At 69.8% G+C, this 23,462-nt stretch carries 19 protein-coding genes; 12 read left to right on the top strand and 7 right to left on the bottom strand.

The genetic code is table 11. The features are described 5' to 3' along the window. The 3 genes from ACH427_RS03800 to ACH427_RS03790 form a co-directional block, all read right to left on the bottom strand. The coding region (locus ACH427_RS03800; RefSeq protein WP_398867738.1) for an SGNH/GDSL hydrolase family protein at positions 1-919 on the bottom strand (919 nt) is incomplete at its 3' end. 218 nt (positions 920-1,137) lie between these two features. Then, entirely contained in the window at positions 1,138-2,649 is a 1,512-nt protein-coding gene (locus tag ACH427_RS03795; RefSeq protein WP_398867737.1) for a S1 family peptidase, read from the bottom strand. 246 nt (positions 2,650-2,895) lie between these two features. After that, positions 2,896-3,333 carry a hypothetical protein gene (locus ACH427_RS03790; protein ID WP_398867736.1) on the bottom strand — a complete coding sequence of 146 codons (438 nt, stop codon included), beginning with the start codon at positions 3,331-3,333 and terminating at the stop codon, positions 2,896-2,898. 571 nt (positions 3,334-3,904) lie between these two features. On the opposite strand from ACH427_RS03790, the gene ACH427_RS03785 reads away from it, so the two are divergent. The 4 genes from ACH427_RS03785 (at position 3,905) to ACH427_RS03770 (ending at position 8,768) form a co-directional block, all read left to right on the top strand. After that, positions 3,905-7,759: a polymorphic toxin-type HINT domain-containing protein gene (locus tag ACH427_RS03785; RefSeq protein WP_398867735.1), complete on the top strand. Its 3,855-nt coding sequence runs from the start codon at positions 3,905-3,907 to the stop codon at positions 7,757-7,759. Further along, positions 7,756-8,136 carry a hypothetical protein gene (locus ACH427_RS03780; protein ID WP_398867734.1) on the top strand — a complete coding sequence of 127 codons (381 nt, stop codon included), beginning with the start codon at positions 7,756-7,758 and terminating at the stop codon, positions 8,134-8,136. Before ACH427_RS03785 ends, ACH427_RS03780 begins: the two co-directional genes overlap by 4 nt. Positions 8,137-8,245: 109 nt before the next feature. Beyond that, positions 8,246-8,404, top strand: a complete 159-nt coding sequence (locus ACH427_RS03775; RefSeq protein WP_398867733.1) for a hypothetical protein — start codon at positions 8,246-8,248, stop codon at positions 8,402-8,404. A 52-nt stretch (positions 8,405-8,456) separates the two neighbouring features. Next, a complete protein-coding gene (locus tag ACH427_RS03770) occupies positions 8,457-8,768 on the top strand; it encodes a hypothetical protein (protein WP_398867732.1) in 312 nt (103 codons plus the stop codon). Here ACH427_RS03770 and ACH427_RS03765 read toward each other — a convergent pair. The 4 genes from ACH427_RS03765 to ACH427_RS03750 form a co-directional block, all read right to left on the bottom strand. Further along, positions 8,752-8,811: a DUF397 domain-containing protein gene (locus ACH427_RS03765; protein WP_398867957.1), complete on the bottom strand. Its 60-nt coding sequence runs from the start codon at positions 8,809-8,811 to the stop codon at positions 8,752-8,754. The two genes, ACH427_RS03770 and ACH427_RS03765, sit on opposite strands and share 17 nt — an antisense overlap. 58 nt (positions 8,812-8,869) lie before the next feature. After that, the gene (locus tag ACH427_RS03760; RefSeq protein WP_398867731.1) at positions 8,870-9,601 is read right to left on the bottom strand and encodes an ALF repeat-containing protein; all 732 of its coding nucleotides are present in this window, start codon (positions 9,599-9,601) and stop codon (positions 8,870-8,872) included. 163 nt (positions 9,602-9,764) lie between these two features. After that, a complete protein-coding gene (locus ACH427_RS03755; RefSeq protein WP_398867730.1) occupies positions 9,765-10,445 on the bottom strand; it encodes a DUF6875 domain-containing protein in 681 nt (226 codons plus the stop codon). Between the two features lie 130 nt (positions 10,446-10,575). Beyond that, positions 10,576-11,205, bottom strand: coding sequence for a LysE family translocator (locus ACH427_RS03750; RefSeq protein WP_398867729.1), 630 nt, complete (start codon positions 11,203-11,205; stop codon positions 10,576-10,578). Between the two features lie 303 nt (positions 11,206-11,508). Between ACH427_RS03750 and ACH427_RS03745 the strand changes: the two genes are divergently transcribed. From ACH427_RS03745 to ACH427_RS03710, 8 genes are all read left to right on the top strand, one after another. After that, the gene (locus ACH427_RS03745) at positions 11,509-12,228 is read left to right on the top strand and encodes a GntR family transcriptional regulator (RefSeq protein WP_398867956.1); all 720 of its coding nucleotides are present in this window, start codon (positions 11,509-11,511) and stop codon (positions 12,226-12,228) included. Between the two features lie 245 nt (positions 12,229-12,473). Beyond that, positions 12,474-13,454: a sugar ABC transporter substrate-binding protein gene (locus tag ACH427_RS03740; protein ID WP_398867728.1), complete on the top strand. Its 981-nt coding sequence runs from the start codon at positions 12,474-12,476 to the stop codon at positions 13,452-13,454. Further along, positions 13,451-14,488 (top strand): ABC transporter permease, encoded by a 1,038-nt coding sequence (locus tag ACH427_RS03735; RefSeq protein ID WP_398867727.1) that lies wholly within the window; start codon positions 13,451-13,453, stop codon positions 14,486-14,488. Before ACH427_RS03740 ends, ACH427_RS03735 begins: the two co-directional genes overlap by 4 nt. Further along, complete coding sequence (locus ACH427_RS03730) at positions 14,489-15,277, top strand: ATP-binding cassette domain-containing protein (RefSeq protein WP_398867726.1); 789 nt, start codon at positions 14,489-14,491, stop codon at positions 15,275-15,277. Between the two features lie 194 nt (positions 15,278-15,471). Further along, complete coding sequence (locus tag ACH427_RS03725) at positions 15,472-16,590, top strand: ROK family glucokinase (protein ID WP_366007605.1); 1,119 nt, start codon at positions 15,472-15,474, stop codon at positions 16,588-16,590. Continuing rightward, entirely contained in the window at positions 16,587-17,156 is a 570-nt protein-coding gene (locus ACH427_RS03720; protein ID WP_398867725.1) for a hypothetical protein, read from the top strand. The genes ACH427_RS03725 and ACH427_RS03720 overlap by 4 nt, the downstream gene beginning before the upstream one ends. A 201-nt stretch (positions 17,157-17,357) precedes the next feature. Next, complete coding sequence (locus ACH427_RS03715) at positions 17,358-20,294, top strand: BTAD domain-containing putative transcriptional regulator (RefSeq protein WP_398867724.1); 2,937 nt, start codon at positions 17,358-17,360, stop codon at positions 20,292-20,294. A gap of 133 nt (positions 20,295-20,427) precedes the next feature. Further along, a complete protein-coding gene (locus tag ACH427_RS03710) occupies positions 20,428-23,385 on the top strand; it encodes a BTAD domain-containing putative transcriptional regulator (RefSeq protein WP_398867723.1) in 2,958 nt (985 codons plus the stop codon). Positions 23,386-23,462: the final 77 nt, after the last annotated feature.

Genomic DNA, 23,462 nt, shown 5'->3' with positions numbered 1-23,462 from the left:
CGCCGTGTCCGGTGCCGCCGTTGTTGATCCAGGCGTTGACGACGCCGTTGTCCTGGAGGACGAGGTAGTCGGCTTTGCCGTCGCCGTTGATGTCGACTCGGTAATCGCCAAGAAGAGGTTTGGACTTGATGTCCACGTGTTGCCGGACCCAGCCGTCGGCGGCCGCACGCTCGAGGCCGCCGTAGAAGGCGTCCGCCATCTTGACGTAACCGCTGTCCTTGGGATGCAGATCGTCGGAGAGGTCTCGTGTGGTGACCGCACCCATGTCCACGTATCCCACGTGGAAGCCCTTGCTCCGCCGATCTGCCACCAATTGCGGCACCACGGAGTTGAATTGCTCGATGCGTCTCTGGGTACCGGCGTCCGACGAGGGGACCAGCGAAGAGACCAGCACCGTCATGTCGGGAGCGGCCTTCGTGATCTTGTCTATGAGCTCGCCGAGCCGGTGAGGAGCCGTGTCCACCTGGTAGTTGTCGTGCATGTCGTTGGTGCCTATGTGCAGCAGCACCACATTCGGCTTCGCTGCCGACAGCCATTTGCCGATGTTGTCGGACAGCCCACCGATCTTCCAGCCCCAGTGACCTTCGTGATCGGGGTCGGGCAGCTTGCCGTTCCGTTGAGTACCCACGAAATCGAGATTGTCCGTGTGGGGGACCAACCGGTTCCATAGTTCGGCACGGTAGCCGGACCCATTCGAGCTACCGGCGCCATGGGTGATCGAGTCGCCCAGGGGCATCACCGCGAGCCGCGGCACCTTCCAGTTCTTGGCTACGACTGCCGGTGCGACCACAGGAGCCGGCTGCTGACCGCTACTCGCGGATTCCTGGTCCCCGCGGGCGGACGCGGACTGCGCGCCGTCGGAGAGGACACCGACAGCCAACATTCCGGCCGTCACGGCCAAGGTCAGTGTGCGGGTCACGAGTCCCGTCGACGTACGTGATCGCGTCGCCTGCCACAGCACGCGCCGCCTGCCGGAGCGCCATGCAGCGCTCCGGGCATGAGGACTTCTCTTCAAGACAATGGCTTTCTGTCACAGATTTTCTGAGGCAGCCCCATGGGCCACCGACGCTTCGGCATCACGGACCGGCGGGGCACGCCGCGATCCGATCGCGACGAGCCCCGCACCTTTGCTGCCGATCAGGGCTGCTTGAGGAGGTCCTTCTCGCCATGGGTACCGGCCGCGTCCACGGCGGGGTACAGGCTGAGATTGCCGTCGGACCACCGGACGAGCACGTCGTTGGGCCGAGCGTTGGCAGCGAAGGCACCGGCCGTCACCGACAGGGTGTTCTGCCAGGCGGACTTCTCACCGCGGATCTGGATCTCGTCGCGGAACGCCTTGGCCGGGTCGGAGTTGACCCCGGGGAAGACGCTGGCCGAGCCGTTGACCCAGCGGATCAGAAGATCGGCGGTCCCCTTGCCGGTGAACTCTCCGGAGCTGATCTGCTCGATGTAGGTCCCGGCCTGCATCGCCTTCTGGAGCTGCTTCTCCTGCTTGAGCCCGTTGGTGCCGAGGTCGGAGAAGAGCGAGATGGAGCCGTCGACCCAGACGACGAGCAGGTCGTCGCGCAGGGAGTTGGCGGTGTACCTGCCGACCGTGATCAGCTTGGCGTACTTCACCCAGGTGTCGTTGGCGGGCCTGAGCTGTTCTTCCTTGCTGAACCCGCTCAGGCCGACGTGGGAGAACCACGTCACCTCTCCGTTGCGCCAGCGGACGACCAGGCCGTCGGTACCACTGCCGGTGAAGTTGCCGCCCGCGATGGAGACGGCGTACTGCCAGCCGCCTCCGCCGACCTTGTACTCGGCGGAGAAGGGGTAATCCGGGTCGTTGCGGTCGGCGCCCTGGAAGATGCTGGCCGAGCCGTCCTTCCAGGTCACAAACAGATCCATGTGCCGGCTTCCGCCGGGAGAGCCGCCGGTGAAGTAGCCCGGGACGACGTGCTGTGCGTCCTTCCACGCCTTCCCGCGGAGGAGGTCGCGAGAGCTGGTCTGCTGAATCCAGCCGGCGATGTCGTCGACGCGGGTGTCGATGGCTCCGGTACGGGTTTCCTTCTCGTCGGCGCCGAAGCAACCGCCCTGCCAGGAGCGGCTGTTGATGCCGACCAGCTCAAAGCGACCGTTCATGTTCCGGAAAGCGGGGCCGCCGGTGTCGCCCTGGCAGACCGCCGCGCCGTCGGACTTGCCGACGAGACCGACCGTGGCGTCCTTCACGGCGCCCACGGTGAACTTCGCGTAGTGCAGACGGTCAGGAACCCATTCGTCCTTGGTGCGCCCGTATCCCGTGACCCACAGGTCCTCGCCGTTGACCGGGGCGTTGAAACCGAGGCTCGCGGGAGCGACACCGGCGACCGGCGCGGCCAGCTTGGCCATCACCAGGTCACGGTCGTCGCGGGGGACGAGCTCCACGACGTCCGCCACGCTGCCGGTCTCCCGGGTCAGGTCGGAGCGACCGATGGTGGCCGTGGTCTTCAGCTTGGGCGCGCCGGCCGGGACCTTGAGGCTCTGAGCGGGGTTGTCGGCGAAGCAACTCGCGGCGGTGACCAGCCACTGCGGCGCCACGAGCGCGGCCGAGCAACTGCGCTGGCCGTCGATCTGGCTGCCGATGTCGAGCTTGGCCGTGAAGGCGAACGAGTCGTTGACGCTCTGACCCACGACGGCATGCGCGGGGGCGGCCGTCAGTGTGCTCGCCGTAACGGCAGTTAAGAGCAGTCCTGTGAGCCACGCTGTGCGTGGACGTCTGCCAGACATGTGGTTATTCCTTGATGGTGAGGCATGGCTCGGCCACTGGATGGGCCGAGCGGAAGAAGTGGAAGCGGTAATTCGGATTCGGTACGGCGGCACGCGGTCATCGTGGGTTTCCACCACGCCCGATGAGGTGCCGCAGGCGGTATCCGCCCGTCATCCGGTGACGCGGAGCTCCAGCAGGACAGCCTGCTTGCGAGTGTCGCCTGCTTCGCCGAACGCCGTGTAGTCGTTCTTGGGCGCGCTGACGGTCGACTCCTTGCCGTCCAGGGTGACCTTGGCCTCGACGGGGTGGTCCTCGGTCACGATGGCGTAGGCATCGGCAAGCTCAAGGGAGAGGTAGCCCTGCTTGCCCTTGACCGCGAAGCAGAACTCCTTCTGGCCGGTGCGGGATCTGACCTTGATGTCATGGGTGGCCGCACAGTCGGTGAGTGAGATGTGCCCATCGCCCTTGAACAGCTTGATGCCTCGCTCATTGAGGATCTTCGCAGCCTCGGGGTACTCGAACTTCTCGACGCCGAACGGCATCTCATCGTCGCCGGCCGCGACGGCGACCTTTGCTGGCGCGCTCTGCGGAGCGGTCGTCTGAGCCACTGACGAGGTGGTGAACCCTGCAAGCAGAGCGATCGTCGCGACAGTGGTGGTAACTAGGGCTTTTCGGGCGCGAGGTATTGCCACGTTCGCCTTCCGGCTCAAGAGGGTGGGGCTGGCGTGACGCCCCAGGATGTCCGCCAGTAAAGCATATGTATGATGCTCGCAAACACACCCTCAGTTAGAGCCGTGTCACGGGTGGTTACGGCATTTCGGGGCGATGGGTGCAGCACGTCACGCTCTGGAATCACGCCTGCTCTCGGCACTGCCGACCGTGTGTAGTCGCACCACCTGATCCCGGAGTGCGGCTTGCCGCGGTCCGGGCCGAGTAGAGAGATGGCCTGAATGAGACGGCGATTGCGTTCCGTTGGTGGAGCGCTGCAGAACCCCAGAAGCAGACAGAGGAGAGCAGGGCGGTTATTCGGGTTGCGCGGGGTATGCGCGACGTTGCTCCCTGCGACGCTCGTTGTCGGCCTCCTTGGCGGCTCCCCGGCAGCTGCGGCCGACGGTCCGGACGACTCGCAATGGCGGAGCCAGTGGGATCGCGGGCTGGTGGTCAACCTATGGACAACCGGTGGCCCTGGCATTCAAGAGGGCGGCCGAGGAGGCGCTGCTGGGCTCGGACGAGGACATCAAGAAGTTCCTCGCCGCCAGGGACGAGATCCAGAACGACGATGACGCCATCGATGTCAGCCGCGTCTTCAACGTGGGCGGGCTGGCGGTCCGACAGGCAGCCAGAAAGGCCCTGGAAGGTACTCCGGAGGACCTTCGCACGTTCTTGAAGGATGGCTGGAAGGCTCCGCTCGAGGACGACCAGCGTGTCGAAGCCTCCCGTGTCATCTACTACGGGGGGTACGGGGTCAAAGAGGCGGGCAAGGCGGCCCTGAACGGCACCCCGGCCGATGTCGCCAAGTTCCTTGATGTCGGCCAGTACGAAGAGCGTGAGACGGACAACAACGTCCTCGCCTCGCAGATCATCAATGCGGGCGGCCCGAATGTGAAGGCAGCGGGCAAGCTCGCGCTCAAGGGCACCCCAGACGATGTGGTGGAGTTCCTTGAAGTCGGTCAGTTCACTGCCCGCAATCGCGACCAGGAACACGCCTCCATCGCGGAGCTCACCAAGCAGGCCGAGCAAGCGGGCTTGCAGGCCGAGCAGGCGACAGAAAATTCTCAGAAGGCGTCCGCTCGCGCGGTGACGGCCTCGCAACTGGCCAAGGAGTCCGCGCAGAAGGCGGCCAAGGAAACCCAGGCGGCCAAGGACGACTCCAAGAGGGCCGCTGTCAAGGCCCAGCAGGCAGCGGATGCGGCACGGTCCGCTGCCAGTGCGGCCCAAGAAGCAATCGGCGCTGCAGACGCCGCCGAGCGCTCCGCTCGCGTTGCAGCTCTCGCTGCTGCCCAGACCGCGAGCGCCGCCGATGCCGCCGCCGAGGCTGCGACTCAGGCATATAACGCCGCCATTGCCGCAGGTAAGGACGCGGGCAAGGCGGAGGACGCCAAGAACTTCGCGAAGCAGGCGCGCGAGGCGGCTGGGCTCGCGAAGAAGTCTGCAGCAGCTGCGGATCAGGCACGCAAGGCGTCATCGGCCGCTGGGGACGCAGCAAGGGCGGCGCAGAGCGCCGGCGTCAATGCCAATGCCGCAGCCGATGCTGCTGACGAGGCGAACCAGTACGCCGACGCTGCTGGTGTCCACTCGGGCGAGGCGCAGGCGGCTGCTGCGGAAACCCGTCGTCACGCACGGGAGGCCAACCGCGCTGCGGACGCTGCGGAGTCGCTGGCCCGCAAGTCGGCCGACGCCGCTGGGGAGGCCCGGGACGCGGCCAACTCGGCTGCCGACCACGCCAACAAAGCTGCAGACGCTGCCGAGGAAGCAGCCAAGCACGCGGGCGAGGCCAAGGATGCGGCCGCAGAGTCCGCCAAACAGGCCGAAGCGGCCAGGCAGGCCGCCGAAGCGGCGAGCAAGGCAGTAGCCACCGCCAAGAAGGTGTTCGCGATCGCCCGGGATGTCGAGGCGGAAGACCTCGCCACCCGTACCGCGGCCGCAATCGAACGCGCCAAATCCGCGAAGGCACGAGCGGAGAAGTTCACATCCGAGGCTGCGGCCCAAGTGGTGGAGGCCAGGAAGCTGGACGACACTTCCAAGGTTCTCACCGCGGAAGCAGCCAAGCCCGGTGTCGATGTCAAGGCGACCGCAGCCAAGGGCCGTGACCTTGCCCTGCGGGCCCTGAAAACGCGTGGCCCTTTCGGCCAAGCGGCCGCCGCCCGGGCCCTGTCCGGTGCTGACAGCGACGTCATGGAGTACCTGCGCAGCGGCTGGGAGCAGGCAAGCCAGGACGAGATCCGCCAACAGGTCGTCGACCTGTCGGTCCAGAGCCCCTACGCATCTGTCCGTACCGCAGCCCAGGAGGCGCTCAGGGGCAGTGACCAGCAGATCAGGGACTTCTACGCCACCGGCCAGTACACGGCCGGGGTTACGGACTACAGCGTCCGCGTCTCCCAGATCAACAACGCCGGCGGGCCAGGTGTGAAGACGGCGTCCAAGGCCGCTCTCGCCAGCAAGGACCCCAAAGACCTGGTCGCCTTCATCACCAACGGTCAGTACCAAGCACAGAATGACGACGAACTGGTCCTGGCCTCCAGGCTCGTCAATGACGGCGGCCCGGAAGTAAAAGCTGCTGCCAAGGTGGCCCTGTCCGGCCCTGCAGACCAGTTGCACAGCTTCATCCAGGTTGGCCAGTACATGGCTGACCGGAAGGACCAACTCGCCGCCACCCATATTGCCCAGCTCCAGCTCCTGATCGCCCAAGGCTCCCAGATCGAGGCGAAGGCACAGGAGAATCGCTGGACCGCGGCCAGGGCCGCAGCCGTCGCCCAGGGCGCCTCCGCCGAGGCCCAGAAGGCAGCAAACGAGGCCCAGAAATCAGCGGACCAGGCCAAGGGATACGCCGCCGATGCCGCCGAGTCCGCCCGCCAGGCTGAGTCTTCCGCAGCCAGGGCAGCGAAATCCGCCACCACGGCACGCAACGCCGCCGACGCAGCCGACCGTGACGCTGACGATGCCACGGCTTCTGCAGCCCAGGCGGAATTCTCCGCTACTTATGCCCGGCAATCGGCCAGTGAGGCAGCTGCGTCCGCAGACGACGCTCGCGCCTCTGCTCGGGACGCAGGTAGGAGCTCCGACGAAGCGAAATCCCTTGCATCCCAGGCATGGAAGGACGTGCTGAAGAAGCGTCAGGCCGAGCAGGCAGAAGCGCAGCGCCTGGCCGAACAGCAGCGTAAGGAGAAGGAGAGGAAGGACAAAGAGAAGAGGAAGTGCCACACGACTCCTGACCGTCCCGGGAACGAGTTGAGCGGCATGGCATGCATGCGCGGACCGGGCGAATGGACCATGGACACCGACCCGCCCGACCTTTCCGTGCTGAAGCTCGCTGCCTTCGTATGGGGAGTGGACGATGTGGCGGCGGACTGCATAAAGGATCCCTCGGCAGGCAAATGTGCCGTGTCCATCTTCCTGGCTCTGCCCACCGACAGGCTCGCGGGATGGACCGAGAAGGGAGTCGAAGGCGCGATCAGGATGTCGTGGGTAGGGAAAAGAGCCGAGAAGTGCCTTAAGTGCTTTCTCGCCGGCACCAAGGTGCTCATGGCAGACAACTCGACAAAGAATATCGAGTCCGTCAGGGTCGGCGATCTGGTGACTGCCACGGATCCCGTCAGCGGCGAGACGGGTCAGCGCAAGGTGACCGATCTCATCGTCACCGAGCATGACAAGCTCTTCAACGAGCTGACCATAGCGACTCCGCAAGGCGCGGAGAGGCTCACGGCCACTCATGAGCACCCCTTCTGGTCTCCGTCGGAGCGAGATTGGGTCGAGGCTGCCAAGCTTCGTCCCGGAATGACCCTCAGGACTGTCGACGGAAGCGCCGTCAAAATCGAAGGCAACCGACCCTTCGCGAAGACCGCCAGGACCCACAACCTGACCGTTGACGGTCTGCACACGTACTATGTGCTGGCAGGCACCACGCCGGTCTTGGTCCACAACAGTAATTGCGGGCCAGACCTCGGTGGCAACTGGACGCCTCGCACGAAGTCGGCAATTAACGGCGTCGCTGACTGTGATCAGTGTGCTCTCGATATTCAGAAAATGCTCGGGGGCGGTGACATCTACCAAGTCGCTGGTCGATTCCATGGCGCCCGACCATACGTGTACCGTGGTGTCGAGACCAACTGGCCTCAGCATTATGTTGTCATCAAGGATGGAAGGGCATTTGACGCCTGGACCGGCAGAGGCGGGGAATCAATCGAGGACTATATGAAGAACTTTGCAGACCCGAAGATTCCTGGCGACGATGCAAATGAGATCCTTAAGCTGACTCCAGGGACTCTGACGCCAAATCCAGATAGCGGTGGCCTCACCTGGAGGCCCAACTCATGACGGCCGAGATGCTGCCAGTCGAACTGCTTCTGAGAAACCTCAAGCTCAGGCCGTCGATGTTCTTTCTGGACGGCTCGTTCGCGCAATATGTTGCATTCCTTTCAGGGTGCGACGTTAACTCAGAGGTTACGGAGGGCCCTCTTCTTGACGGGTTCGCCGAGTGGATCGCAGCAGATATGAGAAGCGGCGACAACTTGACTTGGCCGGTTCTCGTTCTCCGATCCATCTGGCCGGACTGGAGTGGTTCTGTATCGGACTGGAGTGATCTGGATGCGATTTTCGAGAAGCGTGCGGTTCGAGCTCTCTTCGATCTGCTAGCCACCTTCAAGGGAGTCGACCCAGCTGTTCTCGATCCCGCGGACGATGGAGCGCCGTGACGGCCTAGTTTTTCTCGACGGTGTTATCGCTCAAACTTGTCGATAGGAGCCGTCGGCCAAACGGGATCCCAAGCCAGAAGCCCCACTGACGACCCTTCAGTGGGGCTTCGTGGAACACGCGCTGATCCGCGCTCGCGAATTCTCCGCCTGCATAGCGTGGTTGGATTTCCTCAGCATCAACGCCCCGGTGGTACGGGCATACCGCCGCCTGGGCTTCACGCTGTGCGGGCTGGGGGCGCTGTTTATGAGCTGGCGCATTTGTTGGTGAGGGCCCCGTCGCCGGGCGGGTCGAACCGAAGGTTCCAGGAGGAGCAGCAACGATGGATCGCGTGATCGACATTCCGGAACGGCGGGTCGGTGAAGGGTTGCGTTTCGTCTGGGACGACGGTTTTGAGATCGAGGTGAGGGCCGACGAGGCGGAGGTCGTCATCAAGGCCAACCAGGCCGGATTGACCTCCCTGGCACGTCACTTGGTGACTCTTGCCCAGGAAGGTGTAGGCGTGGGTTCCCATGTTCACCTGACGTCGGGCCAAGAGATCGAGTCCGACCTTGACCTTGTTCTTGAGCGGATGGGGGGAGGATCTCATCTGCGAGTCTCGGCAAGGGGCATGAACCCTACGCAATGGCCTTGACGCCAGTGAGGAAATCCGCCCACGCGGTCGGGGTGAAGGTCAGGGCCTGGCCGTGAGCGTCCTTGCTGAGCGCTCCAGCGCTGCGCCAAGCGGCTGGAGCGTCAGGCTCGCGGCCCCTTGTCCTTGGTGTGGGCTATGTACTGGCCGGTCTTGATGAACGCCGCGCGGTCCTCGGGCGTGCCCTCCAGTGCGGCAATGCCCGCAGCTCTGACGTGAGGGCCTCCCGTGTCCATGATTTGGGCGATGAGGACAGAGTTGTCGGAGTCCCGGGCTGTGTACTGGCCGGTCTTGAGGAAGGCGACGCGGTCGTCGGGCGTGCCCATCAGTGCGGCAAGACCCATCTCCCTGACCTTGCGTCCGCCTTGGTCCATGATTTGCGCGATGAGGACAGAGTTGTCGGAGTCCCGGGCTGTGTACTGGCCGGTCTTGAGGAACGTGACGCGGTCGTCGGGCGTGCCCTTCAGCGCGGCAAGACCCATCTCCCTGACCTTGCGTCCGCCCTCGTCGATGATCCGAGAGATGAGGATTTTGTTGTCCTTGTCCTGCGCTTCGTACTGCCCCTTCTCCAGGAAGGCGCGCATCGCCGCCGGGCCGCCGGCGATGGCTGCATTGCCGTCGTCGCTCACGACGGAACCCGGCTCCGCGGCACTGATGATGCGCAGGATCTCGAGGCGGTCGTTCTCGGCCTGCTGGTCCTTGTCCGCAGGCTTCTCGGTCGGACGCTGGACGGGAGAGCTGTGGGCGGACCGGGCCGGCGCGGCGGAATCCGCGAACGCCGGTGAGGCGAGCAGGACGGTCGGAGCGATAGCGGCGGCGGCGATCAGCGCGGGCATTCTGGACAGTTTCAAGGCAACAGTCACCCTTCGTGGTGCAGATGTCGTTTACGTCGGTTGACTGTATGAGTCCTACGTACCGTGATCCACGGGTTTGATCCGGACAACTGACGTGTTCTCGTGGGCCGGACCCGAGGAGGCGATGCCGAGTCGGCGATCGCTGTCAGTCCCGGGACGGGCAGCAGCCGAGTTCCCCCTCGGCCAGAGCCAATTCCTCCCGCGCCCTCTCCCGTACAGCCGCGCTCGCCGACCTCTGGTGTTCCAGAAAGGCCGCCACAAACCCCGCCCTCCGCGTCGGCGGATACTTCTTCTCCGTCAGGAACGGGAGGTCGTTCGCGACCATGCTTCGCGCCACCAGCAGGGGAGTGTCGCTGTGCAGCGGGCGGAACGCGGGATTGCGCAGGCCCGGGCCCGGGTGGCCGGGGAAGAATTCGCCCAGCATCATGCCGTCCGCGACGAACGACGGCTTGAGGCGTTCGTGGACGCGGACCACCGTGTCCGCCGGCACGCCGGGCAGTACCAGGATGATCGTCTTGTCGATGACGTGCGGGCCGCCGCGCGGTTCCATCGCCTGCCAGTGCGCCTTGAGCGCGGCCGTGGCCGCCAGCAGGGACGGTTCATCGGTCGCGGGCGGCACGGCGAGGGCGAAGCGGAGCAGGTCCAGCCGCAGAGCCAGCGGGACGAAAGGGCAGACGGCTCCGCGGCGGCCGAGGTCCGGATGCGGGCGGGCGACGTGGCCGGAGACCCAGTCGGCCACGGGCCGGAGCCGGTCGTGGGCGGCCGCCTCCCGTTGGTCGTACAGCCGTAGGAGTGCCGGAGCGACGTACGCGTATCGGTGGCTCATGATGCGGTTCCCCCGTTGTGTCGTGGTGCCTCTGAAGACAGAAACGGGCCGGAGTGGAGGCGCGGTTGAGTAGGAGGGCGAAAGTCGCACGGCCGTGCCGGTGGCGCACCCCTATTCGTGACCACGGTGGCTACGTCACCAGCGCGGACCCGAACTCGACGAGCAGTAAGGCGGAGGCCGCCAGCAGCAGTACCCCGGAGCCGCCGAGCAGCAGCCGGTAGCCGCGGGTGCCGATCCGGTGGCGGGCGCGGGCCACGATCAGGGCGAGCGCCGCCTTGCTGCCGACGAGCAGGGCGTAGAAGCCGAGGAGGAAGCCGCCCGCGCCCGGCGGGCTGTCCCGCCAGGCCGCCACCAGCAGCGGCGCCCCGGTCGTCAGCCAGAACACCCAGGGGTGCGGGCTCAGCAGATTGACCAGCACCCCCTGCCACAGCGTCCGCCGCCCCTCGGCGCGGGCCGCGGTGGCCTCGCGCGCGGCCGGGACCTCCGCGGTGCGGGACTCGCGCAGCGTCGAGGCGCCCAGCCAGGCCAGGAACAGGCCGCCGACCACGCCGCCGGCGGAGATCGCCCGCTCCGGCAGCATCGCCAGCACGGTCACCGAAAGGATGATCACCGGCAGGTCGGTGATCAGCGGCACCGCCGCCACCCGCAGGCCCACACCCAGCCCGCCGCGCAGCGTCCCGGACAGCACCAGGGCGAGCAGCGGGCCCGGGCTGATGCCCGCGCTGAAGCCCAGCGCCACCCCCAGAGCCAGCTCTTCCATGACCACGCCTTCCTTCGGCAAACGGCCGGGCAGGGCAGGAGCACGTGTGAAATCCACGCGGAGCACATGCGAAATCCGCGCATATTCACTGACATCTACGTTGTCCCTGTATCGCACAAGACGCGAGTCGTCGGCGCGGAGTTGACGGCGCGGTCACCCGTAGCGGTAAAGCGGTCACCCGCACCGGTGACGGGGGAGACCGGGTTCGGTCCATGTCAGGACAACCTGACCTCCGAACTTCCCGTCATCCGGTCCCCCGGCTACGCTCCCTTCGTGGCGACCCATCGATCCCTCCAGTTCAGCCTGGACCGCAGCAGCCCCGTACCGCTCTACTACCAGCTGTCGCAGCAGCTCGAAGCGGCCATCGAGCAGGGCGCGCTCGCCCCCGGCAGCCTCCTGGGCAACGAGATCGACCTCGCCGGCAGGCTGGGCCTCTCCCGGCCCACCGTCCGGCAGGCCATCCAGTCGCTGGTGGACAAGGGTCTGCTCGTACGGCGCAGGGGCGTCGGTACGCAGGTGCTGCACAGCCAGGTCAAGCGCCCGCTGGAGCTCAGCAGCCTCTACGACGACCTGGAGGCCGCCGGGCAGCAGCCCGCCACGCGCGTGCTGCGCCATCTGGTCGAGCCGGCCACGGCGCGGGTCGCCGCGGCCCTCGGGGTCGCGGAGGGCGCCGAGGTCGTCCTCATCGAGCGGCTGCGCCTCGCGCACGGCGAGCCCATGGCCCACCTGCGCAATCACCTGCCCGTGGGCCTGCTCGACCTCGACGGCGAGAAGCTGGCCGAAACCGGCCTCTACCGCCTGATCCGCGCGGCCGGCATCACCCTGCACAGCGCCCGGCAGACGGTCGGTGCCCGCGCGGCCACCGCCGAGGAGGGGGAGCGGCTCGCCGAGCCGGAAGGCGCGCCGCTGCTGACGATGGAACGGACGACGTACGACGACACCGGGCGCCCGGTGGAATTCGGCTCGCACATCTACCGGGCGTCGCGCTACTCCTTCGACTTCCAGCTGCTGGTTCGCCCCTGAGGGCGATGAACGGGTCAGTCCGTCAGAATGTTCGGACAAAGCATTGACGGGGTGTGGCGTCCGCCACTAGAACTCACCCACGGGCGGCAGCCCCGCACGGTCCCGCCGAAACCCCGGCGGACGGCGGTGACGGATGGTGACGGATACTTGGGCGGTTGGGCCCGCAGGACGGGGTCCGGCCGCACCGTGAAAGACAGTGAGAAGGGCATCTCCTCGTGGCAAGGGTTCGGACAGGCGTACGCGCGGTGAGCGCCGTGCTGGCAGCGGTGCTCGGCGCCACCTTGGCGGGGTGCAGCAGTACGGGTGGAAAGCGCGCCGAGGAGCGGGCCGCGAAGGCGTCCCAGGGGAAGGCCAATGTCTCCACGCCCCGCTGGACCTTCGCGATGGTCACCCACTCGGGCGATGGCGACACCTTCTGGGACATCGTCCAGAGCGGCGCCAAGCAGGCGGCCGCCAAGGACAACATCAACTTCCTCTACGCCCACGACGTCGAGGGGAACAAGCAGGCCCAGGACGTGCAGGCCATGATCGACCAGAAGGTCGACGGCCTGATCGTCACCCTCGCCAAGCCCGATGCCATGAAGGACGTCGTCGCCAAGGCGGTGAAGGCCGGCATCCCGGTGATCACCGTGAACTCGGGCTCCGAGCAGTCCAAGGACTTCGGCGCGCTCACGCACGTGGGCCAGGACGAGACCATCGCGGGCGAGGCCGTCGGTGACGAGCTCAACAAACGCGGCAAGAAGAAGGCGGTCTGCGTCCTGCACGAGCAGGGCAACGTCGGCCACGAGCAGCGCTGCGCGGGTGTGAAGAAGTCCTTCAAGGGCGAGGTGCAGAACCTCTACGTCGAGGGCACGAACATGCCCAACGTGCAGTCCTCGATCGAGGCCAAGCTCCAGTCCGACAAGGACATCGACACCGTCGTCACGCTCGGCGCGCCCTTCGCCCCCACCGCGGTCAAGGCCGCCCAGCAGGCCGGCAGCAAGGCCGAGGTCGACACCTTCGACCTCAACCCCCAGGTCGCCAAGGACCTGCAGAGCGGCGCGCTCGGCTTCGCCGTCGACCAGGACCCGTACCTCCAGGGCTACGAGGCCGTGGACCTGCTCTGGCTCTACAAGTACAACCGCGACATGCTCGGCGGCGGCCGCCCCGTCCTCACCGGCCCGCAGATCATCACCAAGGACGACGCCAAGGCCCTGGCCGAGTTCGCGAAGCGGGGCACCCGATGAGTACAGCCACCACCGAGCGGGCCGACGAACGGCTGGTGCGCCAGAGCTACCTGCGCCGCATGATGGGACGCCCCGAGCTCGGCTCGGTCGTCGGCGCGGCCGCCGTCTTCCTCTTCTTCTCGTTCGTCGCGGACAGCTTCCTCCAGCCGTCCAGCCTCTCCACCGTGCTCTACGCGTCCTCGACGATCGGGATCATGGCGGTGCCGGTGGCGCTGCTGATGATCGGCGGCGAGTTCGACCTGTCGACCGGTGTGATGGTGACCAGCTCCGCGCTGATCTCCTCGATGTTCAGCTATCAGATGACGGCCAACGTCTGGGTCGGCGTCGGGGTGTCCCTGCTGGCCACCCTGGCCATCGGCTTCTTCAACGGCTTCATGCTGACCCGCACCAAGCTGCCCAGCTTCATCATCACGCTCGGCACCTTCCTGATGCTCACGGGCCTCAATCTGGGCTTCACCAAGCTCATCAGCGGCACCGTCTCCACCAAGACCATCGGTGACATGGAGGGCTTCGAGTCCGCCCGCGAGGTCTTCGCCTCCCACCTGACGATCGGTGGCGTCGACCTCCAGGTCACCATCCTGTGGTGGCTCGGCCTGGTGGCCCTGGCCACCTGGGTGCTGCTGCGCACCCGCGTCGGCAACTGGATCTTCGCGGTCGGCGGCGGCTCCGACGCGGCCCGCGCGGTCGGCGTCCCCGTCAACAAGACCAAGATCGGCCTGTATATGGGCGTCGCCTTCTGCGCCTGGATCTCCGGCCAGCACCTGCTGATGTCGTACGACGTGGTGCAGTCCGGCGAGGGCGTCGGCAACGAGTTCCTGTACATCATCGCGGCCGTCATCGGCGGCTGCCTGATGACCGGCGGCTACGGCTCGGCCATCGGGTCCGCGGTCGGCGCGTTCATCTTCGGCATGACCAGCAAGGGCATCGTCTACGCCCAGTGGAACCCGGACTGGTTCAAGTTCTTCCTGGGCGCCATGCTGCTGCTGGCGACGCTGCTGAACGCGTGGGTCCGTAAGCGTGCGGAGGCGAAATAAGTGACCGCTCTGGTCGAGCTGACGGACGTCAGCAAGTTCTACGGGAACATCCGCGCCCTCGAAGGGGTCTCCCTGGAGGTCCACGCGGGCGAGATCACCTGTGTCCTCGGTGACAACGGCGCGGGCAAGTCCACCCTCATCAAGATCATCGCCGGGCTGCACCAGCACGACGCGGGCACCTTCGCCATCGACGGCGAGGAGACCCGCCTGGGCTCGCCCCGCGAGGCCCTGGACCGCGGCATCGCGACGGTCTACCAGGACCTCGCCGTCGTCCCGCTGATGCCGGTCTGGCGGAACTTCTTCCTCGGCTCCGAGCCGACGAAGGGCGTCGGCCCCCTCAAGCGGCTCGATGTCGCGAAGATGCGCGAGACCACCCGGGCGGAGCTGCTGCGCATGGGCATCGACCTGCGCGATGTCGACCAGCCCATCGGCACGCTCTCCGGCGGCGAGCGGCAGTGCGTCGCCATCGCGCGGGCGGTCTACTTCGGGGCGAAGGTCCTGGTCCTGGACGAGCCGACCGCCGCGCTCGGCGTCAAGCAGTCGGGCGTCGTGCTGAAGTACGTGGCCGCGGCCCGTGACGCCGGTCTCGGCGTGGTGCTCATCACGCACAACCCGCACCACGCGTATCTGGTCGGTGACCGGTTCGTCCTGCTCAAGCGCGGGGCGATGGCCGGCAGCCACGCGAAGTCGGAGATCGCCCTGGACGAGCTGACCCGCCAGATGGCGGGCGGCAGCGAGCTCGACGAGCTCAGCCACGAGCTGGAGAGGGCCGCCTCGGGAGAGAAGTGAGCCCGGGCCGCCGCCGTCGCGAGGCAGCGGCGGGGGCGGGGCCGGGGGAGCACCCCACGATGCGGTGCCGGGCCGCTCCGTGAGGCACAATCGCACCGACCGTATCCGTGAGGCCCCGCCTCCAGACCAGCGCAGGGACATCGACTCGTGCGAGCACGCCCCCGTACCGCCAGGCCCCACGCAGTGGAGGCACGATGAGCATGTACCGCGAGCTCCACAGAGGTGCGGCCAGAGCGACCGTGCTCCGCACGGTGGGCACCCGCGAGCGCCGTTCGCACCTGACCGCCCCGCGCGTCCCCACCGTCGGCATCGACATCGGCGGCACCAAGGTGATGGCGGGCGTCGTCGACGCCGACGGCACCATCCTGGAGAAGATCCGCACCGAGACGCCGGACAAGTCCAAGAGCCCCAAGGTCGTCGAGGACACCATCACCGAGCTGGTCCTGGACCTCTCCGACCGGCACGACGTGCACGCGGTGGGCATCGGCGCGGCCGGCTGGGTCGACGCCGACCGCAACCGCGTGCTCTTCGCCCCGCACCTGTCCTGGCGCAACGAGCCGCTGCGCGACCGCCTCGCCGGCCGCCTCGCCGTCCCCGTCATGGTCGACAACGACGCCAACACCGCCGCCTGGGCGGAGTGGCGCTTCGGCGCGGGCCGGGGCGAGGACCACCTGGTGATGATCACCCTCGGTACCGGCATCGGCGGCGCCATCCTGGAGGACGGCCAGGTCAAGCGCGGCAAGTACGGGGTCGCCGGCGAGTTCGGGCACATGCAGGTCGTGCCCGGCGGCCACCGCTGCCCGTGCGGCAACCGCGGCTGCTGGGAGCAGTACAGCTCCGGCAACGCCCTCGTCCGCGAGGCCCGTGAGCTGGCGGCCGCCGAGTCCCCGGTCGCGTACGGCATCATCGACCGCGTCGGCGGCAACATCCACGAGATCACCGGACCGCTCATCACCGAGCTGGCCCGCTCCGGCGACGCCATGTGCGTCGAGCTGCTCCAGGACATCGGCCAGTGGCTGGGCGTGGGCATCGCCAACCTCGCCGCCGCCCTCGACCCGTCCTGCTTCGTCATCGGCGGTGGCGTCAGCGCCGCCGACGACCTGCTCATCGGCCCCGCCCGGGACGCTTTCCGCCGCCACCTGACCGGCCGCGGCTACCGCCCCGAGGCGCGCATCGTCAAGGCGCAGCTGGGCCCCGAGGCCGGCATGGTCGGCGCCGCGGACCTGGCCCGGCTCGTCGCCCGCCGCTTCCGCCGCGCCAACCGGCGCCGCGTCGAGCGCTACGAGCGCTACGCGCAGGCGGGCCGCGGGTGACGGCCACCATGGAACTCCCCGAGCGCACCGCGCAGCAGCCGGAGCCGGGCGGCGGCCGCCCCCGGCGCCGCTGGCTCAAGGCCGTGATCGTCTTCCTGCTGATCACGATCCCCGCGGGCTACCTCTACATCTCCGCGATGCAGAGCCGCGGCGGCAGCGACTCGAAGAAGGAACAGGCCGCGGCGACCGGCCTGGAGGAGGGCTGGCCGTCCCAGCTCCAGCGCCGCATCTACGAGGTGACGGTGCCGTCGTACGCCGAGAACGTGGCCAGCTACGAGACCAACTCGTGGAAGTCCAGCTCGCTGTTCCTCCAGTTCACCACCACCCGCGCGAAGTTCGCGAAGTGGCTGACGGACGTCGGCACGAGCGCCTCCGCGCTCAAGGACGGCGACGTCACCATCGACGACGACCAGGCGGCGCAGGTCGGCTGGAAGTTCGGCTCGGGCCACCGCTGGGCGGGCACGGTCCGGGAACAGGACAAGCCCAAGCCGACGCTCGCCATCACGGCGAACCTGGACAACCCGGACTACCCGCAGGTCTTCGTCATCTCGACGACCACCCCTTGATCCCCGTGTGACGGCTCGTGAGGCGACGGCCCCCGCCGGAAGACGATCGCGGCCCGGCGACCTTAAAGAGTGGATTGTTCCCAGGTAATATCCAGCCCATGCGCACGCTGGGGGATGACGTGCCGAGCACCCGACGGGAAGACGGGGCCGGTCCGCCGTACGGCATGTGTGTCTGAAGGCGTCAATGGGGTGGGGCGGAAGATGGTCACGGGGGACGCCGGGCTGCGGTTCGCGCTGCTCGGCCGGCTGCGCGCGTGGCGCGGTGACAGGGAGCTGGAGCTCGGCTCCCCGCAGCAGCAGGCGTTCCTCGCGGTGCTGTTGCTCCGCCAGGAGCGGGCCGCCTCGGTGGCCGACGTCGTGGAGGCCCTGTGGGGCGGGAACCCGCCGCCCCGCGCCGTGGGGACCTTGCGGACGTACGCCTCGCGGCTGCGCAAGCTGCTGGAGCCGGAGCGGGCCGCGGGCGGGTCCCCCCGGGTCCTGGTGTCCGTCCCCGACGGCTACGCGCTGCACGTGCCGCGCGAGGCCGTGGACCTCGCCCGGTTCGAGGACCTCATCGCGTCGGCGGGCCGGGCCCGGGCGGCCGGACAGCTCGCGGAGGCCCGCGCCCGGCTGCGCCTCGCGCTGGAGCCCTGGCAGGACGACCCTCTGCGGGGCGTCCCCGGCGCGGCCATGGACGCGCACCGGGCCCGGCTCGCCGACCAGCGCCTGACGGCCCTCGAAGCCCGTCTGGAGCTCGACCTGGAGCTGGACGGCCCGCAGCCGGTCCTCGCGGAGCTCGCCGGCCTGGCCGCACGCCATCCCCTGCGCGAACGGCTGCGCGCCCTCCAGATGCGGGCGCTGCACTGTGCCGGCCGGTCCGCCGAGGCGCTCGCCGTCTACGACGACGCCCGCCTGCTGCTGAGCGAGGAGCTCGGGCTCGAACCCGGTCGTGACCTCGCCGAGGCACGGGACCGGCTCACGGCGCCGGACGCCACCGGGCTCCCGGACCCGGCCACGCCACCGCTGCCCGCCCAGCTCCCGGGCGACCTCGCGGACTTCACCGGCCGCGCCACGCTCGTGACGGACCTGTGCGCGCTGCTGACGTCCGACCGCCCCGGGGCCGCCGCCGTGGTGGCGGTCTCCGGAGCCGGCGGGGTGGGCAAGAGCGCCCTCGCCGTGCACGTCGCGCACCGGGTGCGGGAGTCCTACCCGCACGGACAGCTCTACACGGACCTCCAGGGCGTCGGCGGCCACCCGGCCGACCCGGCCACCGTACTGGGCTCGTTCCTGCGGGCGCTGGGCGTGGACGACGCCGCGATACCCGAGGGCCTGGCGGAACGCTCCGCGCTCTTCCGCGCCCGGCTGGACGGGCGCCGCGTGCTCATCCTCCTCGACAACGCGCACGGCCCCGAGCAGGTGCGGGCCTTTCTGCCCGGGCCGCCCTCGTGCGCCGTCCTGGTCACCAGCCGTGCCAAGCCCGCGGGACCGGCGTCCGCGCGCCTGGTCGACCTCGACGTCATGACCCCGGGCGAGGCACTCGAACTCCTGGGCAAGGTCATGGGCCGGGACCGCGTCGCCGCCGAGGCGGACGCCGCCGCCCGGCTGGTGTCGGCCTGCGGCCACCTGCCGCTGGCCGTACGGATCGTGGCCGCCCGGCTGGCCACGCGCCCCGCGTGGCCGCTCGGCGCCCTGCACGGCCGGCTCGCCGACGAGCGGCACCGCCTGGCGGAACTGCGCGTCGCCGACCTGACCGTCGAGGCCGCCTTCGCGCTCGGCCACGACCAGCTCCTGCCGGCCCAGCAGCGTGCCTTCCGGCTGCTCGCCCTGCCCGACGGCCCGCACGTCTCGTCCGCCGCCGCGGCCGCTGTCCTCGGCCTGCCGGAGCCGGAGGCCGAGGCGCTGTGCGAGTCCCTGGTCGACGTCAGCCTGCTGGAGTCCCCCACCCCCGGCCGCTACCGCTACCACGACCTGCTGCGCCTCTACGCGCGTGGACGCGCGAGCGCGGAGGAGTCCCCGGAGGGACGGGCCGCCGCCCTGCGCCGCCTGCTGGAGTTCCTGGTGTCCACGGTGCGGGCCTCGTACCCCGGCGCCCTCGAAAGGGCCGAACGCCTGGGGATGACCGCGACGGTGCCCGGACTGTCGTTCGCCACGGCCGAGGACGCCGGCGCCTGGCTGGCCGAGGAGGCGCCATGCCTGTTCGCGGCGGTGCGCCAGGCGGCCAAGGCCCCCGACGGCGCCCTCGGCCCGGCGGCCGACCTGCTGCTCATGACGGAGGAGCTGCTGGAACGCGGGCGCCCCGGGCCGGAGTTCGAGCAGGCGGCCGAGGAAGTGGTCGCCGCGGCGCTCCGCCTGGGTGACCGGCGCAGCGCGGGCCGCGCCTACCTGGCCCTCGGCCACGGCCACTACTACGCGGCCCGCCTCCGCGAACTGGTCGTGGTCTACCGCCAGGCGGTGGCGGCGAGCCGCGCGGCCGGCGACGCGCTCGTCATGGCCGACGCCCTGGTACTGCTGGCCCGCTGCTTGTACCACCTGCGCCACCACGACGGGACCCACGCCCTCCTCACCGAGGCATTGGCGGTCTTCCGGGCGCACGCCGACCGGCTCGGCGAGGCGAACGCCCTCGGCGCGCGCTGCCGGGTGCGCCAGGCGGCGGGCGAGACGGCCCCGGCGGTCGCGGACGCGGAAGAGGCCCTGGTGCTCCATCAAGGTCTGGGCAACGGCCGCCGGGTGGGGTTCGCCCTGTACGAACTGGGCGTCGTCCTCGGCGCCGCCGGACGGACCGCCGAGTCCGCCGCACGCCTCACCGAGGCGCTGGCCTTCTTCGGCGACCGCCGCAACCGGCTGTGGGAAGGGCTCACGCTCTCCCGGCTCGCGGAGAACCGGCTCGCCACCGGCCGCGCCGAGGAGGCCGTCCAGCTGGCCCGGACCGCGGCCGCGACGCTGGAGGAGGTCAGGAACGACCGCGGCCGCGCCCACGCCCTGGCCGTGCTCGGCTCCGCGCTCGGCCGTATCGGGGACCACGACGGCGCCCGCGCGCACCGGCGCGCCGCGCACGAGATCTGCGCCCGCCTGGGCATGCCGGAGGCCGACGACCTCCTCGCCCTGCTCGGCGACGGGCCCGGGCGCCGGGACGGGTGCGAACCGGCACCGGTCCCCTGACGAGAGCGGCCTGCTCTCCTCACCTGCTGAACTCATCACGGCGGAACCGGTGTCACGGCCGATCCGCCCTTCTGTGACCTCTCGTCAAAAGGCCCTCACGCCAAGCGGTCCTCACGTCATTCGGAGACCTCCCATGCCCCCCGCTGTCTCTCCCGGCCACTCCTCCGGCGGTGAATCCGGGCGAACCGCCGCCTGCCGGTTCACCGTTCTCGGTCCCCTCCGCGTGCACGACGGGTCGGCCGAGGTGCCCGTCGGCGCGCCCCGGCTCCAGGCGATGCTCGCGGTCCTGCTGCTGCGGGCGCGCACCCCCGTCTCCGCCCGGGAACTGATCGCCGCGGTCTGGGGCGACGAGGCCCCGCCCGGAGCGCTGGGGTCGTTGCGCACCCACGTGTTCACCCTGCGCCGGCTGCTGGAGCCCGGCCGCGTACCCCGCGCCACCGCGCGCACGCTGCTGACGACGGGCGACGGCTACACCCTGCGCGTCGCCCCGGAGGACGTCGACCTGACGGTCTTCGAGCTCCGTACGGCCGAGGCGGGGCGGGCCCGGGCCGCCGGCCGGCCCGAACGGGCACGGTCGCTGCTCGTCTCCGCGCTGGACCTGTGGCGCGGCAGGCCGCTCGCCGGTGTGCCCGGCCCGTACGCCGAGGCCCAGCGCGCCCGGCTGGAGGAGCTGCGCCTGTCGGCCGTCGAAGCCCGCTGGGAGGCCGAGATCGCGCTGGGCGGGCACGACAACGCGCTCGGTCCGCTGCGCGCGCTGGCCGCCGAACACCCGTGGCGCGAGCGGATCCACGAGCTGCTGATGACAGCGCTGCACCACGCCGGACGGCAGGCGGACGCACTCGACGTCCACGCGCACATCCGCCGCGCGCTCGCCGAGGAGCTGGGCGCCCGCCCGGGACCCGGCCTGGACCGGCTCCAGCAGAAGATCCTCACCGCCGGACCCGGGCGGCAGACGGGCGACGCGACCGGGCTCCGGGCTCCGGACCGATCCGGCGGACCGGCCCAACTGCCCCAGGACACCGCCGACTTCACGGGCCGGAACGACGAGGCCGACCGGCTGTGCACCGCGCTGGAGAGCGGCAGGATCGTCGCCCTCAGCGCCATCAGCGGGATGGGCGGCATCGGCAAGACCGCCCTCGCCATCCACGTGGCCCACCGGATGCGCCACCGCTTCCCGGACGGGCAGCTCTACGCGGACCTGAGGGGAACCGACCCCCGGCCCGCGGAGCCCATGGAGGTGCTGGGCCGCTTCCTGCGCGTCCTCGGCGTCCGCGCCGGTCACCTTCCGGTACTGCCCGGGGAGCGGGCCGCTCTCTACCGCTCCCTGCTCGCCACCCGGCAGGTGCTCGTGCTGCTGGACAACGCCCGCGACCTGGCCCAGGTGCGCGACCTGCTGCCCGGCGCGCCCGGCAGCGCGGTGCTGCTCACCAGCCGTTCCCGGCTCGCCGGCCTCACCGGGGCCACTCTGGTGGACCTGCGGCCCATGGCACCCGCGGAGGCCCTGGAGCTGCTGACCCGGATCGTCGGCGGACGGCGCGTGTCCGCTGAGCCGGAGGCCGCCGCCGAGGTGCTCGACGCCTGCGGCCACCTGCCGCTCGCCCTCCGCATCGTGGCCTCCCGGCTGGTCGCCCGGCCGGACCACACGCTCGCGGAGACCGCCGCGCTGCTGGCGGACGAGCGGCGCCGCCTCGGCGCGTTCAGGGCGGAGGACGCCGCCGTGGAGACGACCTTCCGGCTCGGCATGGAACTGCTGGACGCCGAGCACGTGCGCGCCTTCCGGCTGCTGGCCCTGCCCGAGGTGCCCGAACTGGGCGTGTCCGCCGCCGCGGCGCTGCTCGCCCGACCGGAGCGGGAGGCGGAGGAGCTGTGCGAGTCGCTGGTCGACCTCAGCCTGCTGGAGTCGGTCGCCCCCGGCCGCTACCGCTACCACGACCTGCTCCGGCTCTTCGCCCGTCAGACCGCGGTCGCCGAAGTGCCCGACCACGAGCGGACCGCCGCGCTCACCCGCCTGCTGGAGTTCTGCCTCGCCACCGCCCTCGACGCCCACCGGGCCTGGCTCCCCGACGACGTGTTCCCCGGGAACGCGGCCCCGCCGCGCTCAGAGGCCCCGGTCTTCGCCGGCCCGCAGGAGGCCGCCGCCTGGCTGCGCGACGAGCAGACGTCGCTCCTGGGACTCATCGAGCAGGCGGCGGGCGACCCCTCTCTGTCGCTGACCGTCTGCGCGGACCTGCTGCTCGCCGCGGACCCGCTCGGCCGCCTCGGCGAGCAGCCCTACGGCATCGAGCGCGCCGCCCGGATCCTGACCGGGGCCGCGCGCGCCGCCGGCCACCGCACCGCGGAAGCACGCGCCCTGTACATGCTGGGCAGTTCCGTGCAGCACCGCTTCGCCATGCGGCTCGGCGCCCCCGCCCTGGACCGTGCCGTCGAGCTGTGCCGGGCGGCCGGGGACCGGACGCTGCTCGCCCACGTCCTGATCACACGGGGCGGAGGCGCGCTGGCCCTGCGCGACTTCACCGCCGCGCACGCCATGCTGACCGAGGCGCTGACCCACGGCAGGGCCCTGGCCAGCCGCGGCATCGAGGCGTACGCGCTCGGCTTCCTCGGCCTGGCCCTGCTGGCCACCGGCCGGGCCGAGGAGGGGCTGGCGCACTGCCGCGAGGCCGTCGCCGTCACCCGGGCGACCGGGGACGTCGCGGGCCGGGCCAACGCGCTGCACAATCTCGCCCAGGTCTGCCTGCGGACCGGGCGGACGTCCGAGACCTTCGACAGCCTGCACGAGAGCCTGCGCCTGTGGCGTGAGACGGGCTCCCGCTACCGCGAGGGCCTCCTGCTCGGCGCGCTCGCCGAGGCCCACAACCTCTCGGGACGGCCCGTGGAGGCCGCCGAACACGCCGCGCGGGCACGGGACATCGCCGAGGCACGCGGCGACGCGGGCATCCTCGCCCGCGCCCTCGCGCAGCTCGGCCACGCCCACCGGGCCCAGGGCGACGCCGACCGGGCCCGGGACCACTACCGCCGTGCGGAGAGCGTCTTCCGCGAGCTCGGCCTGCCGGACGCGGACGACATCGCGCGCCACCTCCGAGAGCTCTGACCCGCGGCGGCCGACGAAAAGGGCCGTGTCCCCCGGCTGGGGGAACCGGGGGACACGGCGCCCCGGCGGGACGGGGG

The sequence above is a fragment of the Streptomyces sp. NPDC020379 genome, from assembly GCF_044387105.1.
Lineage (GTDB): Bacteria > Actinomycetota > Actinomycetes > Streptomycetales > Streptomycetaceae > Streptomyces.
The sequence above is the reverse complement of the archived record's forward strand: the minus strand, read 5'-3'. Positions and strand labels throughout refer to the sequence as shown.

Coding starts and splice junctions, on each gene's coding strand:
- ACH427_RS03780 (WP_398867734.1), top strand. CDS start 7,756: ATGACGGCCGAGATGCTGCCAGTCGAACTGCTTCTGAGAAACCTCAAG.
- ACH427_RS03770 (WP_398867732.1), top strand. CDS start 8,457: ATGGATCGCGTGATCGACATTCCGGAACGGCGGGTCGGTGAAGGGTTG.
- ACH427_RS03760 (WP_398867731.1), bottom strand. CDS start 9,601: ATGCCCGCGCTGATCGCCGCCGCCGCTATCGCTCCGACCGTCCTGCTC.
- ACH427_RS03755 (WP_398867730.1), bottom strand. CDS start 10,445: ATGAGCCACCGATACGCGTACGTCGCTCCGGCACTCCTACGGCTGTAC.
- ACH427_RS03750 (WP_398867729.1), bottom strand. CDS start 11,205: ATGGAAGAGCTGGCTCTGGGGGTGGCGCTGGGCTTCAGCGCGGGCATC.
- ACH427_RS03735 (WP_398867727.1), top strand. CDS start 13,451: ATGAGTACAGCCACCACCGAGCGGGCCGACGAACGGCTGGTGCGCCAG.
- ACH427_RS03725 (WP_366007605.1), top strand. CDS start 15,472: ATGAGCATGTACCGCGAGCTCCACAGAGGTGCGGCCAGAGCGACCGTG.
- ACH427_RS03715 (WP_398867724.1), top strand. CDS start 17,358: ATGGTCACGGGGGACGCCGGGCTGCGGTTCGCGCTGCTCGGCCGGCTG.
- ACH427_RS03710 (WP_398867723.1), top strand. CDS start 20,428: ATGCCCCCCGCTGTCTCTCCCGGCCACTCCTCCGGCGGTGAATCCGGG.